Here is a 15,880-nt window from a genome sequence, read left to right as displayed (position 1 = left end):
ATGGGGGAATTAAGGGTGAAGATGGGTGTTGGCCGTGCGGTGGGCCCCGGGCACCTCAAGCTGCACCGTGACGTGCTCAATGCCGTGCCGGCTGGCCACTTCGCTGATCCGGGCGTGCAGGTCGGCAGGTGGGGCCGGACTGACCAGATGCGCCGTGAGGCTGTGCTCGCCGCTGCTGACGCTCCACACATGCAGGTCGTGTACGTCCGTCACGCCTGGCAGGGCGGCGAGTTCAGATCGCAGCGCGCTGAGGTCCAGACCGTCCGGCACCCCTTCCATCAGGACATTCACGCTCGCCTTGAGCAGCTGCCAGGTTCTCGGCAACACCCACAGGCCGATCAACGCCCCGAGCACCGGATCAATCCAGGTCTGGCCGGTGAAGCGGATCAGGAGCGCGCCCACAATGACGGCCACTGACCCCAGCAGGTCACCCATGACCTCCAGGTAGGCCGACTTCATGTTCAGGCTGTCCCCGCTGCCCTGCACCAGCAGGCGCGCACTGATGAGGTTCACCACAAGCCCTAAGGTGGCCACGATCAGCATGGGGGTGGTCTGCACCTCGACCGGTGCCCGCAGCCGTCCATACGCCTCAACGAGGATGTACAGCCCGATGGCGAACAGGGCCGCCGCGTTCACTGTGGCCGCCAGAATCTCCGCGCGGCGGTACCCGAAGGTGCGGCGGCGATCCGCGGCCCGCTGGCCGATCTTCAGGGCGAACAGCGACAGTGCCAGGGCCATCACGTCGGTGAGCATGTGGCCTGCATCCGAGAGCAGGGCCAGACTGCCCGAGAGCAGGCCATAGATAACCTCAACGACGAGGAAACTGCCGGTCAGGAGCAGCGCCAGCGTGAGTTGGCGGGCATTGGCAGCGGCGCCGTGGCTGTGGCCGTGGTCACTCATGATCCACCGTGTCCATCGAGTGGGACGGGGCGGGTGGCGGAACGCTGACTTTGCGGGCCCTGAGCATCGCGTCGATGGCCTGAATTTCTGTGGTCTGAGCGCTCACGACCCGCTTCGCAAACGCCCGCACCTCCGGGCGGCGCACCGCGTTCAGGGCCGCCTTTGCCATGGCCACCCCGCCCTGATGATGGCGGCGCATCAGCAGCAGATACCGGGTCTCGGCGGTGACCACGGGCAGGGTGTTCAGCGCGGCCTCGTCGGCCGCTGACGCCATGCCCATGGCCGACCGGTCCATGCCCTTCATGGGCGCCTCCCGACCAGCCAGCGGCCGGCCCCAGGCCATCAACCAGCCCTGCATCTGCCCAATCTGCGCCTGCTGGGTCAGCAGGATGTCCTGGGCCAGCAGGCGCACTTCGGGGTCGGCCGCGCGCCTCAGGAGGCTGACACTCATGGTCACGGCCTGGGCGTGGTGGGCCGCCATATCGCGGGCGAAGGTCACGTCCGCACTGGGCTCGCGGGGCGGCGCCGGCCAGGCGACGGCCAGGCCGGCACCCAGTGCGGCGGTGGCCAGCGCCGCACCTGCCCAGCGAATCAGACGGTGTCGTCGTACGCGCCGCTGCATGAGGCTCCTATCTCTGGTGCTTCACCGCCCTGCTCGTAGGTCTGGACGAACGCTTTGATCCGGGGATCCGAGGCGTCCTGCACCTCCAGTTGCTTGTTCCACGCACTGAGGACGATGGGGGCCTTTTGCGTCTCGTGGGGCGAGAGCAGGGTGTAAGTCCGGCCGTCCAGGACCTCGCGGAGTTGCAACACCTGACTGGTCGCCAGATCCGGCCGGTAGGACACCCAGACTGCCCCGTGCTCCAGGCTGTGCACCGCGTACTCGTCGTAGATGGGCCGTTCGTACACGCCGCAGTTCTGCCAGGCCGAGTTGTGTTCCCCGCCCGCCGGTGGGCGCTGCGCGTACTCCAGGCGGCCTGGCTTGTGGGCGCCGCCCTCGAACTTGAAACTTTTGACGCCCTCAATCTCACCCCCGTTCTGATTGCAAGCAGCGAGAAAGACCGTGAGGGACAGCAGCAGGAGTCGTTTCATAGGGTCTCCAGAAGAGAACGTGAGATGGTGAGGGTGCGCCTGGCTCATGACTGCGGCTGCGACCCACGCGGGTGAACGCGGCGGTCCTGGCGCCAGGCCAGCACGAAGAGCGCCCCCGTCCCAGCACACACCAGCACGTCCGACAGGTTGAAGATGGGAAAAGGCGCTTTGGACACCAGTCTGGACACGGTGTCCAGCAGGGGTGACGTCAGGTAATCCACCACGGCGCCCCGCATCAGCCCGTCCAGGCCGTTGCCCAGGGCGCCCGCTGCGATCAGGGCCAGGGGCCAGATCCAGCGGTGGGGCACACGGCCCAGGCCCAGGGCGCCCACGAGACCGGTGCCGACGAGCACCCGCAGCACCGCCAGGGGCGCGGCAAAGCCGCCCAGCAGGCCCCACGCCATGCCCGGATTCAGGGTGAAGCCCAGGTGAAGGACACCTGGAAGAAGTGGGCGATTCACCCCTGGCTCAAGGGTGGTGACGGCCCAGGCTTTCAGGAGGCCTTCGGCGACCAGGAGCGCCAGGACCAGGAGGAGGGGACGCCACTTCATGCGGTGCCCTTGAGCGCGGCGAGCAGGCCCGGGCGCTGCTGGTCCACCGTGCCGAAAAAGACCTGCTCGCCCACCACGGTGACGGGGGCGACCCGCACGTCGGTGACCTGGCGCAGCGCCGCCAGGGCGCCTGGGTCCTGGCGCAGATCCCGTTCGGTGTACGCGGCCCCGCAGCGGCTGAGCAGCCGCGCGACGGCGTGGCAGTCCGGGCAGTTGGGCACGGTGTAGAGGGTGATGGGCGCCTTTGCGGCCGTCACGCGGGCACCGCAGCGTCCGTGTGGGGAGCGGGAGTGGTCAGGGCGTCCTGGCCTTTCCAGCGCAGCAAGCGCAGGGCGTTGGCGGTGACCAGGGCAGTGGCGCCGGTGTCGGCCAGAATGGCCATCCAGAGGTTGGTGTAGCCGAGCAGGGTGGTGACGAGGAAGATGGCCTTGAGCCCGAGGGCGAAGGCGATATTGACCTTGATGTTGCCCATGGTGGCGCGCGACAGGGCGACCAGGTCAGCCACACCCGAGACCCGCTCGCGCAAGAGGGCCGCGTCGGCGGTTTCCAGGGCCACGTCGGTGCCGCCCCCCATGGCGATCCCGACATCACTCTGGGCCAGGGCGGGGGCGTCATTGATGCCGTCCCCGACCATCGCCACGCCACCCTGCGCTTTGTAGCTGGCAATGAGGCGCAGTTTGTCTTCGGGCAGCAACTCGGCCTGCACGTCCAGCCCCAGGTCACGGGCGATGGCCTGCCCGGTGCGGGCGTTGTCGCCCGTCAGCATGACCGTTTGAATGCCCAGGTCCTTCAAGCGGGCGAGTGCGGCGCGGGCGTCGGCGCGAGGTTCGTCGCGGATGGCGAGCACCCCCAAAGGCGTGGCGCCGTCCAGCAGCACCACAGCGGTGCGGCCCTGCGCCTCGAACTGAGTGATGGTGCTGAGAAGCGCCGGACTCAGGGGGGCGAGTGCTGCTGCGTGACGCGGGGAACTCACACTCAGGGTGCGGCCCTCCACCGTGGCGCTCGCTCCCTTGCCTGGCAGGGCCTGCGCGTCCTGAGCGGCGGGGATGGTCACGCCCTCCTGCTGCGCGGCCGCCGTGATGGCCTTGGCCAGCGGGTGACTGCTGCCGAACTCCACGGCGGCCGCCAGACGCAGGACGTCCGACCGGCCCAGCTGTTCGCCCACAACGTCGGTGACCCGTGGCCGGCCGGCGGTCAGGGTGCCGGTCTTGTCAAAGGCAATGGTTTTCACTGAGCCGATGGTTTCCAGCGCCGCGCCGCCCTTGATCAGCAGGCCACGCCGGGTCCCGGCACTGATGGCGCTGGTGATGGAGGCAGGTACGCTCAGCACCAGCGCGCAGGGGCAGCCGATCAGCAGCAGGCTGATGCCCTTGTACAGCCAGTCGTGCCAGAGCCCACCGAAGAACAGGGGCGGCACCAGGGCGACCAGGGCGGAGACCAGGACGACCCCAGGGGTGTAGTACCGGCTGAACCGGTCAATGAAGCGCGCGGTGGGGGCTTTGCTGCCTTCGGCTTCTTCCACCATGTGGATGATGCGCGCGATGGTGTTGTCGGCCGCTGCCTTGTCCACCCGGAGGTGCAGGGTGCCGTCCGTGTTGATGCTGCCGGCGTAGACGGCGTCGCCGGGGCCTTTGACCACGGGCACACTTTCGCCGGTCACGGGGCTGTCGTCGAGACTGGAGGTGCCGGTCAGGATGGTGCCGTCGGCGGGCACGCGCGCGCCGGGGTTGACCTGCACGGTCTGGCCGACCTGAAGGGTGTCGGCGGGGACTTCCCGGGGTTGGGGGCCGTCGAGCAGCAACGCGGTTTTCGGGGCCAGGGCGGCGAGCGCCTGAATACCGGCGCGCGCCCGGCCAGCGGCCACGCCTTCAAGCAGTTCACCGACCGCGAAGAAGAAGACCACCACGGCGCCCTCGGCGGCTTCCCCGATGGCCACAGCGCCAATCGCCGCCAGGCTGACCAGCATGTTGATGCTGAACGGGTCCCCGAGGCGGGCACTGGCGAGCGCCTTTTTCGCCAGCGGCCAGACGCCGAGCAGGGTGGCGGCGATATAGCCCGCGGTCGACAGCGACGGCTGGAGGAAACCCAGCAGCCAGGCCAGCGCCAGCAGTGCGCCGGACACCACGACCAGTCGGCCTTGACCGGTGCGGTACCACGGCGTGCCGGCGGGCGCGACCTCATGGGTGTGGCCCGCGTGATCACCGGCATGGGGGTCATGGCCCTGGGGCCCCGCTGACGCGGCAGGGCCCAGGAGAGACGGCGCGTACCCCAGCGATTTGAGGTTCTTCTCCAGGGTGCCCCGGGGCGTCTGCCCTTCGTCCAGGTGCAGGGTCAGGGTCTGTTTGGTAAAGCTGGTCTTCACTTCACTGGTGCCGGGCAGCGTGGCCACCATGCGCTCGACCGTCTGCACGCAGCTGGCGCAGTCCATGCCCTCAACGAAATAGGTCAGGTGGTCCGGATGGTCCTTCCGGGTGGTGGGGGTCATGGCCTGATGATAGCTGAGCTGACGCTCATATGTAAGTCTACTCAGATATGAAGGCGACTTGGCTCGGGCTTCATCGGGGCGTGGGGGCTGAGGCGTACGTTCGGGGCTCAGGAGGCACCACAATGACTGGACAAGATCAGATCAGAGAGCATATGCCCGTTGTTTGCGCCGATGGTCAGCCCCATGGCCAGGTGGACCGTCTGGACGGCGAGTACATCAAGCTCACCAAGGACGAGTCCGGCCAGCATCACTGGCTTCCGCTGAGCGCGGTGGATCACGTGGATGAGCATGTCCACCTCAACCTGAGTCACGCCCAAGTGCATCAGCAGTGGCTGAGTGTAGACCCCCATCCCGAGCACCGGCAGTAAAAGGCTGGGCGGAGCGGCGACCGAAGTCAACGGTCGCCGCTCTCTGATGGCCGCGTGGCCTGACGCACCTGGGCGAGATATGGATCGGTCGCTGTGCGTGGCCCCCGCCTCGTCTGCCGGAAGTGCAAGGTGCGCCAGAAGTGCACGGCCCCTGCCCCCAGGGCCAGGAACGGCATCCCCCAGAGCACCAGATTCAGCCCCTGCTTCGGTGGTTTCAACAGAACGGCGCGGCCGTACCGCGACACCATCCACTCGTCAATCTCGCGCTGACTTCGACCCGCTTTGACCTGTTCACGAACCTCCCGCCGCATCTGAACGCTCAGTGCGTCGCCGCTCTCGGTGATGGGCAGGCCGGTGCACGTTGGACAGCGCAGCTCTGCTCCGATCTGGCGCACCTGCGCCTCCTGTGCGGGGGTGAGGGCTGTCGCAGCTGGCAGCGTGCTGCTGAGCAGAAGCCATGAGGCGGTTCGTCTCATGGCCAGTTGATCCCGATGCGGCGCAGGCCTTCACTTAACCGGGCCGTGGTGAGCCCGCCCCGGTCGACACTGCGGACGATGCCTTCCCGGTCAATGAAAAACGTTTCCGGTACGCCGCTGACGCCGTAATTGATGGCCGTGCGGGCGCCTGGATCAATCAAGCTGGGGTAGGCCAGGGCGTACGCCCGAATGAAGTCACGGGCCTTTTGCAGTTCCGGCTCCTGAAACGAGATGCCCAGGACCGCAAGGCCCTGGTCACTCTGGGTTTCACTCAATGAGCGCAGCAGTGGCGCTTCGTCGCGGCACGGCACGCACCAGGAGGCCCAGAAGTTCACCACGACGGGGCGGCCCTTCAGGCTGGTCAACCGGACCTCCACGCCGTCCAGGCTGCGCAGGGTAAAGGCAGGGGCGGGCTTGTCCAGCAGGGGGCTCCCAGCTTTCCCTGAGCGGTCAGGGCGCGTCAGGGCCGCGACCAGCATGATCACCAGCACGGCCGCTATGACCGGCGGCAGCCAGCGGCGCCAATTGGCCAGCGTCCTACCCGACATGTCGCCTCTCCTGGGAAGGTCCACAACACCGCCTCAAACGTATGCCTGCAAATATATTCATGCATACAGCCTATGACGGGGGTGTGCTGCCGCCAAGGACAGCTGCCTCTGCTGGAGATGAACCGTCAATCGGCGAGTCGCCAGGTCAGCCAGCGCTGGCGACCCCACATCAGGGCGAGGCCGATGCCGGCCAGCAGCGGCACCCAGTCACCCCAGCGAACCAACAGGGTGCGGGTTTCAGCGAGACCGTAGGGCGCGGTGAATGCGCCCGCCACACCCCGGGGAAAGCGGGCCACCACCTGGCCCTGAGGGTTGACCGCCGCACTGATGCCGTCGTTGCCGGCCCGCACCCACCAGCGCCGGGTTTCAATGGCGCGCACGCGGCCCATCTGGAAGTGCTGCTCCGCGCCAGTGGACGGACCAAACCAGGCGTCGTTCGACGCCGTCACCAGCAGATTGGCCCCCTGGGTCACCAGGGCGCGGGCCACGCCTGGAAAGGTGGACTCGTAGCAGATCAGGACACCAGCCCGGAGGGGGCCCAGGATCAGGGGCTGTGTGGTGGTGCCAGGCACTGTGCCGGTCAAGGGCGGGAGGCCCAACCCCGCGAACACCGCGCGATACACTCCGTTCAGGGCGGCGCGGGCCGGAAAGAATTCCCCAAAGGGCACGAGTCGCCGTTTGTCCTGGCGGCCCAACGTCTGTCCCGCCTGCACCGCGTACACACTGTTGCGCAGGCCAGCGTCCTGGGTGGGGGCACCCAGGAGCAGGGGCACTGGCACGGCCGCGAGCGCGCGGCGGACAGGCGCCGTGGTGGGGGCCTGCGGGGCGGCCGTTTCCGGCCAGACGACCAGGGAGGCGGGCGCCGCGCGCAGGCCAGCGGCCGTCAGAGTCAGGTAGTGCGTCAGTTCTTCCGTGCGGCGACCTGCTGCTTTGAGCCGGGGGTCGATGTTGCCCTGGACCAGCAGGACCTGCTGTGTGCTGTCAGGCGCGGCTGGGCGGGTCAGGCCGTAGCCCGCGGCCAGCAGCACCGCACCCAGCACCGCGCTTCGTCCCAAACGCCGCCCCGAGACCAGGGCAGCCGCACTCAGGGCCACCAGGAGGCCCACCAGGGCAATGCCACCCAGATCGGCCACCTGCACCAGGGGCGTCTTCGCCCAGGCGTAGCCCAAGCTGCCCCAGGTGAACCCGAACGGGCCGGTGGCGCGTAGCGCGTCCATCACGGTCCAGGCCAGGGGCAAGCCCCACAGCGTGGCGGGCCCCAGCAGCTGGCGGGTCAGCGCGGCGGTCAGCCCCCACAGGCTGGCCAGCAGGGCGATGAGCAGGACACTCAGGATGACCGCACCCGGGCCCAGAAAGTCCGAAAGGCTGCTGGGCAGCCACAACAGGTGGGCGGCGAAGAACCCGGCGCCGAAGAGCCAGGTGAGTTTGAACGTGTCGGTGGGGGGGCGCCGCGTGATCTCACGGAAGAGCAGGGCCAGGGGCAAGGGGGCGAGCCAGCTCCAGCTCGAGACGAGAAACCCCAGACCGAGCACGCCACCCAGCGCCGCCCAAGCCACATCGGAACGCCAGACGCAGCGGACTGGGACGGGCCAGGAACGCATCCTCTCTCCTTTCACATCTGTTCAGATTTAAAAGAGACCGTACGGGTTCACGGGAATGCCTGCCTGATAGACGCGGAAATCGAGATGGGGCCCGGTGCTGTTGCCCGTGCTGCCCACACGCGCGATGACCTGTCCCGTGACCACCTGCTGGCCCGTACGCACCAGATTGACGCTGTTGTGGCTGTACCGGGTGGTCAGGCCGCCCGCATGCTCCAGCACGATGGTCCAGCCCCACCCGTTGCGCGCATCAAAGACCGCGCTCTTGACGGTGCCGGCCATGGTCGCGCGGATGGGCGTACCGGTGGGGGCGGCCAGGTCCAGCCCCCCATGCTGGGCATTAAAAGGCGTGGTCAGACGGCCCTGAACGGGCGGCACCGCGCTGACGCGCACCGAGGCGGCGCGGACGGTCACCCCAGGAGTTGAGGCCGGCCGGGTGGGCAGCGTCAGCTTCTGACCGACCCGGAGCTGGTTGGCACGCACACTTGGATTGATCTGGAGCAGGGCCGTGACCGTGGTGCCATGGCGCGCCGCAAGGCTGGACAGGGTGTCGCCCGCTTTGACGGTGATGCTGGCGGCCGAGCCCAGAGAGATCAAGACCGCCGCCATGAGCGCCGCGCCAAACATGTGAATCCGCATAAGACGGCGTGAATGTATCAAGTGGCTTGGACCAAAGGATGAGCAGCAATTCATAGATCACACGCAGGGCGTGGGCTGTCGCTTGGGCCGCTCCGGTACAGAGGCTGTGGGCCGGCACGCAGCCAGAAATGAGACGAGGCCCCACATGGGGCCTCGTCTCTGCGCATCTTGATGGGTTGCTCGCGGTTACTTGACCCCCTCCTGAATGGCCGCCTCCAGCGCCTGCACACTGAGCTGCTCAAGCCGCTGCCCATTCACGAAGAACGTGGGTGTGCCGCTGACCCCGAGGGCCACGCCGTCCTGCCGGTCGCGTTCAACCAGGTCCCGCACTTCTTTTGACTCCAGGCTGCGCTGCACCTGCGCGCGGTCCAGGCCCAGGTTCGCGGCGTAGTCCAGGAATTTGCTGGTCTGTGGAGTCTGCTGCTCGCCCCACTCGGACTGCTTAGTAAACAGGTAATCCCGGGCTCGCCAGCGTTTGGCCTCATCTTCTTTGGCGGCTGCCTCAATCAGACCCGCGGCGAGGACGGAGTTGCTGTGCAGCGGAAAATAGCGCGCGACCAGACGTACCTGACCGTCGTACTTCTCCAGCAACTTCATCAGGTCCGGTTCAATGGCCCGGCAGGCTTCGCATTCCGGGTCAAAGAATTCCACGATGGTGACGTTGGCGTCGGCGGGGCCCAGGGCAGGGCTGTCGGCGCGGATGAGGCGTTCACTGGCGTCGGCCAGCAGGGCGGCGGCCTGTGACGTGCCCCGGTTGGCCAGGCTCAGGACCACGATGGTGGCCAGGACAGCGAGCGCGCCGAGGGCCAGCAGAAGGACGGGGGCTTTCTTGGAGGACTGTGTCATGATGTACCTCGGGGTTTGGAGAGCAGCAGGCTGAGGGTGATGACGGTGAAAGCACTCAGGCTGAGCAGGGGAATCGTGATGAATCCCAGCCACTCAATCTGCCGGGCGGTGCAGGACACGCCTGCCGCGCACTGGGTCAGGCCCTCGGGAATGACCCCGTAGTACAGCAGGTTGTGGTATGCGGCAATCAGTAGCCCCGTGACCGAGAGCGGCAGACTGTAGGCGCGCAGGCGCGTGTCCTGCGTGAGCAGACTGACCAGCAGCACGAAGACAAGCGGGTACATCATGAGGCGCTGGTACCAGCACAGGGTGCAGGGGGGCAGGTGCATCACTTCGCTGAAATACAGGCTGCCCGTGGTGGCCACCACTGCTTGCAGCCAGGCGACGTAGGGCCAGGCCCACCGCCTCCCAGAGGATAGCTGCATTTCTGAGACCATATTCAGATACTCTACCGGAAGATGGGATGTGAGGAGGCGATCTTAGGCCGACTGGTTATGGGCGGCCCGTCAGGTCAACAGAATGTCCTCCCAGAGACAAAAGCGCGTGGAGCAAGATGTCCCGCGCCATAACTGCATCCGAAGACAGTACGGCTCTGCTGGCACGGTATGGCCGTTATCCACCGACGCTGACGGCCGAGCAACTGCACCGTTACTTCCGCTTTGACGACCACGACCGCGCTGTCCTTGCCCAGAAAAAAGGCAAACACAACCGCCTGGGCTACGCCCTCCAACTCGCCACTGTCCGCTTTCTGGGCACCTTCCTGACTGATCCCCTGGACATGCCTGAGGCGGCCATCCAGTACGTTGCTCAGCAGCTTGACCTCACGGTCAATCCCGTCAAACTTGACCGCTACCGCACGCGCGAGACCCGCTGGGATCACCGCCACGACATCCAGGCCCGGTGGGGCTACCGCGATTTTTCAGGGATTTCGGCCTTCTTCGATCTGGCACGCTTCTTATCTGCCCGCGCCCGGTTGATGGCCGAGCCGCCCAGCCGCCTGCTGGATCTCAGCACAGCCCGCCTGGTCGAGCGCCGGGTGCTGCTGCCCGGCGTCACCACGCTGACCCGGCTGATTGCCCGCATTCAGCACCGGGCCGATGAGCGCCTCTGGCGTGACCTGGCAGCCCTGCCCAGTGAAGCCCAGGTGACGGCGCTTGAAGCCCTGCTGGACGTTCCCCCTCGCTCCTCGGTCTCCCGACTTGACCAGCTCCGGAAAGCGCCGCTGTCGGTCTCTGCGCCTGGACTCGTTGGTGCGCTCAAGCGGGTTGAAGCGGTGCGGCGGGCCGGCGTGACCACCCTGGACCTGAGCGGTTTTCCTGAACAACGGCTGAACACCCTCTTCCGCATCGGGATGGGCGTCAAGGCCCAGGCGATCCGCCGCATGACCCGCTCCCGGCGCATCGCCACCCTGCTGGTGACGGTTCATCGCCTTGAAGGTCAGGCCCTGGATGACGCCTTGACCCTGTTTGAAAGCCTGCTGACCGACCTCTTCAACCGGATTGAACGCAAAGAGGACGGCACGCGGCAGGATCACCTGCCGTCACTGGAAGAAGCGGCCCGGCACAGCAATCAGCTCACCTTGGCTTTTCTGGAGAGCCTGGGGCAACCGCCCCAGGACTTTCCCACTTTCGCGGCGCGGGTGCTGGCCCTGGTGCCTCAGGAACAGCTTCAGGCCGCGGCGGAAACGGTTCAGGCACTGACCCGGCCCAGAAGCGAGACGCGGTTGGAAGGGCTGCTCAGCCGCTACAGCTACGTGCAGCAGTTTCTACCGGCCCTGCTGAGGACGGTGACCTTTGAGGGCAGCGCCGCTGGAGGGCCGTCCCTGGCCGCGCTTCAGGCGCTGCGGCGTCTGGGGCGCCGATCACAGGTCATGGCCACCGAGGTGCCACTCACGCTCGTCAAGGGTGACTGGAGCAAGCTCATTCCCAGAAAAGGGCCACTGAACCGGCCTGCTTACACCCTTTGTGTTCTCGACCATTTGCATCTGGCCCTGAAGCGCCGCGACGTCTTTGTGTCAGCCAGTCCCAAATTTAATGACCCTCGCCTGCGCCTGCTGTCGGATCAGGCCTGGACGGCTCTGAAGGCTGAGGTCTGCCGGAGTCTTGACCTTGACCCTGATCCGCAGGTCATGCTGGCGCGGTTCAGCGCCCAGTTGGACGAGCGGTACCAGTTGGTAGAAGCCCGCTTACCGCAGAACGCCGCGGTCTCTCTGGCAGAAGAAGAGGGCCGCACCGTGCTGGTGCTTCAGGAGGACGAGGCGCTGCCCGAGCCGCTCAGTCTGCGGCACCTGCGGGAACTGGTGGCGAGGCGGATGCCTCGCCTGGATTTGCCGGATCTGCTCCTGGAAGTGCACCGCTGGACGGGGTTTGCCCACGCCTTCACGCATTTGAGCGAAGCGCGAACACGGGTGGAACACCTCGACGTCAGCGTTTGCGCGGTCCTGCTGGCTGAAGCGTGCAATGTTGGACTGGACGCGGTGGTTCAACCGGAGACAGAGGCCCTTGGGCGCGGCCGCCTGTCCTGGGTGGATCAGCATTACCTGCGCGCCGAAACCATTGCGAGTGCCAATGCCCGTTTGGTGGAGTTTCAGGCCACCATTCCGACGGTGGCGGCGTGGGGGGACGGTCAGGTGGCCTCCGTGGACGGGCTGCGCTTCCGCGTACCGGTGAAAACCATCTACGCCGGCCAGAACCCCAAGTATTTTGGCGTTCGCAGTGGCGTGACCTATCTCAACTTCATCTCCGATCAGTACAGCGGTTTTCACGGCATCGTGGTGCCGGGTACCCTGCGCGATTCCCTTTTCGCCCTGGACGGCATGATTGAGCAGAACACGGTGCTGCGCCCTCAGCAACTCGTGTCGGATACGGCAGCCTCGTCGTACATGGTCTTCGGGTTGTTCCGCCTGTTGGGTTATCAGTTCAGCCCGGAGCTAGCCGATTTGCGCGAGCGAACCTACGCGCGCATGTCCCGAGAAGCGCAGTACGGGAAGTTGAATGCGCTGGCGACGTCGCAGGTGAGCACCGCGCTCATTGCCACCCACTGGGACGATCTGTTGCGCCTCGCGGGGTCACTGATGACCCGGACGGTGCGGGCCTCGGATCTGCTCAAAGTGATCGGCGTCAAACCCAAAAGCGCCCTCACGCGGGCGTTGGAGCAGGTGGGACGGATCGCCAGTACGCTCCACCTGCTCAGTTATCACGATGATCCGCTTTATCGCCGCACCATCGGCACCCAGCGCAACCGCCAGGAGGCCCGGCACCGGCTGGCCCGGGCGGTGTTCCAGGGCCGACATGGGGAACTGCGGCAACACTATGTGGCCGGGATGGAAGATCAGTTGGGGGCCCTGGGCCTGGTGGTGAACGCCATCATTCTCTGGAATGCCCGTTATCTCGACCTCATCCTGAATCAACTGCGTGTCGAGGGCGTGGAGGTGCGGGAGGAAGATGTGCAGCGGCTGTCACCTCTGAAGTTTGAGCACATCCACCTCGGCGGCCGGTACCACTTCTCGCTGACCTCACAGATGCCGGCCGGTCAATTCAGGCGGCTGCGCGATCCAGACGAGGTTGAGAGCTGAGGCAGAGGCAAAACCCGACTCTTCGCACCACTGCTACCGCGATGCCTCCCACAAGGGGAGAGGGAAGGAGGAGCGGAGCGACAGAAGGGTGAGGGGGCCACTGGGTGGCTCAGACTGGTGTGGAATGACTTGAGTCCCGTATTAAAGGGAGAGGTCAAGTGAAGGCAGGAACTTCCCCCAGGAGCCGGAGTGTCCAGTTCGGGTCTACCCCAGCCTCACCTGGCAGCGGGCGGATGAACAGGCGATGGAAGGAGCAAGTTCAATTTCTGTTTCGATGAATCTGACAGGGGCAGCGCCGGGCTAAACGCCAACTTGACCCCCACGATTACAGGGTTTTTTCCCTTTGCCCTCTTTGTGGCCCAAACTCACGATTGGTGCAACACTGTACGGCGAGTGCAATTCTCTGTCTGAGACGATGGTCTTCTTGGAGCAGGTTCACTCGCTGTCCCCTCGCTGCGGCGACACTGACGTTGCCCCCAACCCCCAGAGGAGAGATGCCCCTTGATCCGACCAGCCACACCACAAGACGCCAGCACCGTCACGGCCCTCGCTGTCGCTGCCGGAATGTTTCCGCCTGACCAGACCGAGGTGACCGACACCATGATGGCCGACTATTTTGCAGGGAACCACGAGCGTGGACACCGCTGCCTGATTGATGAGGACGCGCGAGCAGCACTGGGCGTTGCCTATGTGCTGCCCAAGCCCGCGACTGAGGGCACCTGGGAACTGCTGATGATCGCCATTCACCCCGACCATCAGGGCCAGGGGCGCGGAGCAGCGTTGATGACCCACGTGGAGAACGAGCTTCGCAGCCAAGGGGCTCGCCTGCTGCTCGTCGAGACCTCGGGAACGCCCGACTACGCCCGAACGCGGGCCTTCTATGTGCAGTGCGGCTACGAGGAGGAAGCCCGCGTCCGCGATTATTACGAGGCAGGGGCCGATATGGTGCTGTTCCGCAAAGCGCTCAGCGACGCGTGACCTGCGCTTGATAGACCTTCACTGAGCCTTGGCCTTCGGTTTCCATAGATGGGGGCGACCGCCAGCCGGTCTATGGCAGGCCTGCGCAGCCTGTCGCCTCAATGTTGGCGATTGTGGGTGATCGTCGCTGGCGTTGAAAAGGCACCCTACGCGATTCCTACTGACCGTCAGCTTAAAGACCGTTTCGCTGGAATGAGGCCGCCGCCTCTCCAGCAGAACAAGCCTTCTCTTCCGCAAGTCCACCCACCCTGATTCGATATCACATAATATGGTGTATGGCCGGTGACTTCACCCCTGGGCACGAGCAGACGCGGCAGCTGCTGCGCGCGCTGCGTGAGTACGACCTGGACAGCCTGTTGGGCGCCCTGGGCCCACCTTCGGGGCACCCGCGCGCGGCGGCGCTGCAGTACGTTCGGCTGCTGCCGTTCTTTCAGCAGGCGCGGCGCGAGGGGCTGGACTTGCAGCGCCCACCCGCGCACTTTCATGACTGGGCCACCCGCGTGTCGTTCAGCCAGGACGGGCCGCCGGTCAAACCCAACACTGCCCGCGCGCGCCTCAGCGCCCTGCATGGCCTGTACGAAGCGCTACTGGACCGCGAGGTGCTGAGCAGCAACCCCCTGCGCGGCCTGCGCCGCCCCCCCCAGGAACGCCGCGACACGCCCCCGCCCCCCCGCGAAACCATTGAGGCCCTGATCCGCGCCAGCCGCCCGAATGCCGCGCTGCACGCCGCCCTGACCCTGCTGTACCACCACGCCTTTCGGTTGGAAGAACTGCTGGCCCTGAAATGGCAGGCGGTGCGCCTGAACCCGGGCGAGGTGCTGCGCGCCCACAGCATCACCCGCCTGGACGATGCCAGCGTGTCCAGCCTGCTGCGCTGGCAAGGGCAACAGGGCGGCGTGTTCCACGACCCCGGGGCGCGGGTCTTTGCTTACCAGAATGCCTACGAACTGCGGCAGGCGGCGTATCTGGCCAGCCTGGACGCAGGGGTGCGTCTGATGCCGCTGCGCGAACTGCGCCGCGCGTCGCTGCGCGACTTTGACCACACCTCCGAATCGGCCGGGTATGCCGACGACCAGTCCGGCTTTCAGACCGCCCTGGCGCTGGCCCGGGGCCTGGCCGAGGCCCACCGCACGCCTGACGCAGGCGAGGACGAAACCGGGGCGGGCGAGCCCCCTTTCTAAACCTGTCTTGAGGCTGCGCCCTGCTGGGCCTCCACTTGCCTGAGGAAGGGCTGGGCGCGCGCTCATCCTGCGGGGCGGCGCCGGCGGCCAGACTCCGGTGTGGCGGCGCGGGTGGCCGCCCCAAGGAGGTGTCCATGAGCTCCATTCCTTCTGCCATAGGCCAGCCCCACTGGCTGCGGCCCGATGTGGCGCGGGTGCGTCTGCCCCTGGTCAATGTGTATTTCGTGGGCCGCCCGGGTCAGGACTGGGTGCTGGTGGACGCTGGGCTGCCCGGCACGGCCCGTACCATTGAGCGCGCTGCACAGGCCGCCCACGGGGAGCGCCCGCCCCGCGCCATCGTCCTGACCCACGGGCACCTGGACCACGTGGGGGCGCTGAAGGCCCTGCAGCACCGCTGGCCCGTGCCCATCTTCGTGCACACCCTGGAGCGGCCCCATCTGACGGGCCAGACGCGATATCCCTGGCCTGACCCCTTGGTGGGCGGCGGGATGAGCCTGCTCTCCCCTGCTTTTGTGCCGGGGCCTTCAGTAGCCGACAACTTAGGTTTCTGACTGTCCTGGCGCTGAAAAAGGTCGTGTAAGGAGTCTGAAGAACGTGACCAGCTCACTGGTCTGCCAGCGCAGGGCATTCTGAAAGCGCTCACA

Annotated in this window: 17 protein-coding genes; 5 read left to right on the top strand and 12 right to left on the bottom strand. The window is 66.4% G+C overall.

Annotation, left to right across the window (positions count from 1 at the left end; genetic code table 11):
* Positions 1–9 precede the first annotated feature (9 nt).
* Genes KMW22_RS15265 through KMW22_RS15240 form a run of 6 tightly spaced genes read right to left on the bottom strand, consistent with a single transcriptional unit; the run spans position 10 to position 5,028 of the window.
* Entirely contained in the window at positions 10–900 is an 891-nt protein-coding gene (locus tag KMW22_RS15265; RefSeq protein WP_107139495.1) for a cation diffusion facilitator family transporter, read from the bottom strand.
* Positions 893–1,522: a DUF305 domain-containing protein gene (locus KMW22_RS15260; RefSeq protein ID WP_107139496.1), complete on the bottom strand. Its 630-nt coding sequence runs from the start codon at positions 1,520–1,522 to the stop codon at positions 893–895. The genes KMW22_RS15265 and KMW22_RS15260 overlap by 8 nt, the downstream gene beginning before the upstream one ends.
* Complete coding sequence (locus tag KMW22_RS15255; protein ID WP_107139497.1) at positions 1,492–1,992, bottom strand: DUF3105 domain-containing protein; 501 nt, start codon at positions 1,990–1,992, stop codon at positions 1,492–1,494. Before KMW22_RS15255 ends, KMW22_RS15260 begins: the two co-directional genes overlap by 31 nt.
* Before the next feature lie 44 nt (positions 1,993–2,036).
* Positions 2,037–2,543, bottom strand: a complete 507-nt coding sequence (locus tag KMW22_RS15250; RefSeq protein ID WP_221090909.1) for a signal peptidase II — start codon at positions 2,541–2,543, stop codon at positions 2,037–2,039.
* Positions 2,540–2,800: a glutaredoxin family protein gene (locus KMW22_RS15245; RefSeq protein ID WP_058979688.1), complete on the bottom strand. Its 261-nt coding sequence runs from the start codon at positions 2,798–2,800 to the stop codon at positions 2,540–2,542. The genes KMW22_RS15250 and KMW22_RS15245 overlap by 4 nt, the downstream gene beginning before the upstream one ends.
* Positions 2,797–5,028 (bottom strand): heavy metal translocating P-type ATPase, encoded by a 2,232-nt coding sequence (locus tag KMW22_RS15240; RefSeq protein ID WP_221090908.1) that lies wholly within the window; start codon positions 5,026–5,028, stop codon positions 2,797–2,799. The genes KMW22_RS15245 and KMW22_RS15240 overlap by 4 nt, the downstream gene beginning before the upstream one ends.
* A 122-nt stretch (positions 5,029–5,150) precedes the next feature.
* On the opposite strand from KMW22_RS15240, the gene KMW22_RS15235 reads away from it, so the two are divergent.
* Positions 5,151–5,396 carry a DUF2171 domain-containing protein gene (locus KMW22_RS15235; RefSeq protein ID WP_107139501.1) on the top strand — a complete coding sequence of 82 codons (246 nt, stop codon included), beginning with the start codon at positions 5,151–5,153 and terminating at the stop codon, positions 5,394–5,396.
* A 26-nt stretch (positions 5,397–5,422) separates the two neighbouring features.
* Here the strand turns inward: KMW22_RS15235 and KMW22_RS15230 are convergent, their stop codons facing one another.
* The 6 genes from KMW22_RS15230 to KMW22_RS15205 form a co-directional block, all read right to left on the bottom strand.
* Positions 5,423–5,872, bottom strand: coding sequence for a cytochrome c-type biogenesis protein (locus KMW22_RS15230; protein ID WP_107139502.1), 450 nt, complete (start codon positions 5,870–5,872; stop codon positions 5,423–5,425).
* The gene (locus KMW22_RS15225; protein WP_107139503.1) at positions 5,869–6,420 is read right to left on the bottom strand and encodes a TlpA disulfide reductase family protein; all 552 of its coding nucleotides are present in this window, start codon (positions 6,418–6,420) and stop codon (positions 5,869–5,871) included. Before KMW22_RS15225 ends, KMW22_RS15230 begins: the two co-directional genes overlap by 4 nt.
* A gap of 125 nt (positions 6,421–6,545) precedes the next feature.
* Complete coding sequence (gene lnt, locus KMW22_RS15220; protein WP_221090907.1) at positions 6,546–8,021, bottom strand: apolipoprotein N-acyltransferase; 1,476 nt, start codon at positions 8,019–8,021, stop codon at positions 6,546–6,548.
* Positions 8,022–8,048: 27 nt separating this feature from the next.
* Entirely contained in the window at positions 8,049–8,657 is a 609-nt protein-coding gene (locus KMW22_RS15215; protein WP_107139505.1) for a M23 family metallopeptidase, read from the bottom strand.
* Between the two features lie 186 nt (positions 8,658–8,843).
* The gene (locus tag KMW22_RS15210; protein ID WP_107139506.1) at positions 8,844–9,503 is read right to left on the bottom strand and encodes a DsbA family protein; all 660 of its coding nucleotides are present in this window, start codon (positions 9,501–9,503) and stop codon (positions 8,844–8,846) included.
* Complete coding sequence (locus KMW22_RS15205) at positions 9,500–9,928, bottom strand: disulfide oxidoreductase (protein WP_221090906.1); 429 nt, start codon at positions 9,926–9,928, stop codon at positions 9,500–9,502. Before KMW22_RS15205 ends, KMW22_RS15210 begins: the two co-directional genes overlap by 4 nt.
* A 128-nt stretch (positions 9,929–10,056) precedes the next feature.
* Between KMW22_RS15205 and KMW22_RS15200 the strand changes: the two genes are divergently transcribed.
* From KMW22_RS15200 to KMW22_RS15185, 4 genes are all read left to right on the top strand, one after another.
* Positions 10,057–13,077, top strand: a complete 3,021-nt coding sequence (locus tag KMW22_RS15200) for a Tn3 family transposase (protein ID WP_221090905.1) — start codon at positions 10,057–10,059, stop codon at positions 13,075–13,077.
* A gap of 501 nt (positions 13,078–13,578) precedes the next feature.
* Complete coding sequence (locus tag KMW22_RS15195; RefSeq protein ID WP_221090904.1) at positions 13,579–14,055, top strand: GNAT family N-acetyltransferase; 477 nt, start codon at positions 13,579–13,581, stop codon at positions 14,053–14,055.
* Positions 14,056–14,330: 275 nt separating this feature from the next.
* Positions 14,331–15,236: a hypothetical protein gene (locus KMW22_RS15190; RefSeq protein ID WP_221090903.1), complete on the top strand. Its 906-nt coding sequence runs from the start codon at positions 14,331–14,333 to the stop codon at positions 15,234–15,236.
* Between the two features lie 134 nt (positions 15,237–15,370).
* Positions 15,371–15,787, top strand: coding sequence for an MBL fold metallo-hydrolase (locus KMW22_RS15185; protein WP_221090902.1), 417 nt, complete (start codon positions 15,371–15,373; stop codon positions 15,785–15,787).
* Positions 15,788–15,880: the final 93 nt, after the last annotated feature.

The organism is Deinococcus aquaedulcis (genome assembly GCF_019693445.1).
GTDB classification, from domain to species: domain Bacteria; phylum Deinococcota; class Deinococci; order Deinococcales; family Deinococcaceae; genus Deinococcus; species Deinococcus aquaedulcis.
This window is presented reverse-complemented; position numbering and strand designations above follow the sequence as displayed.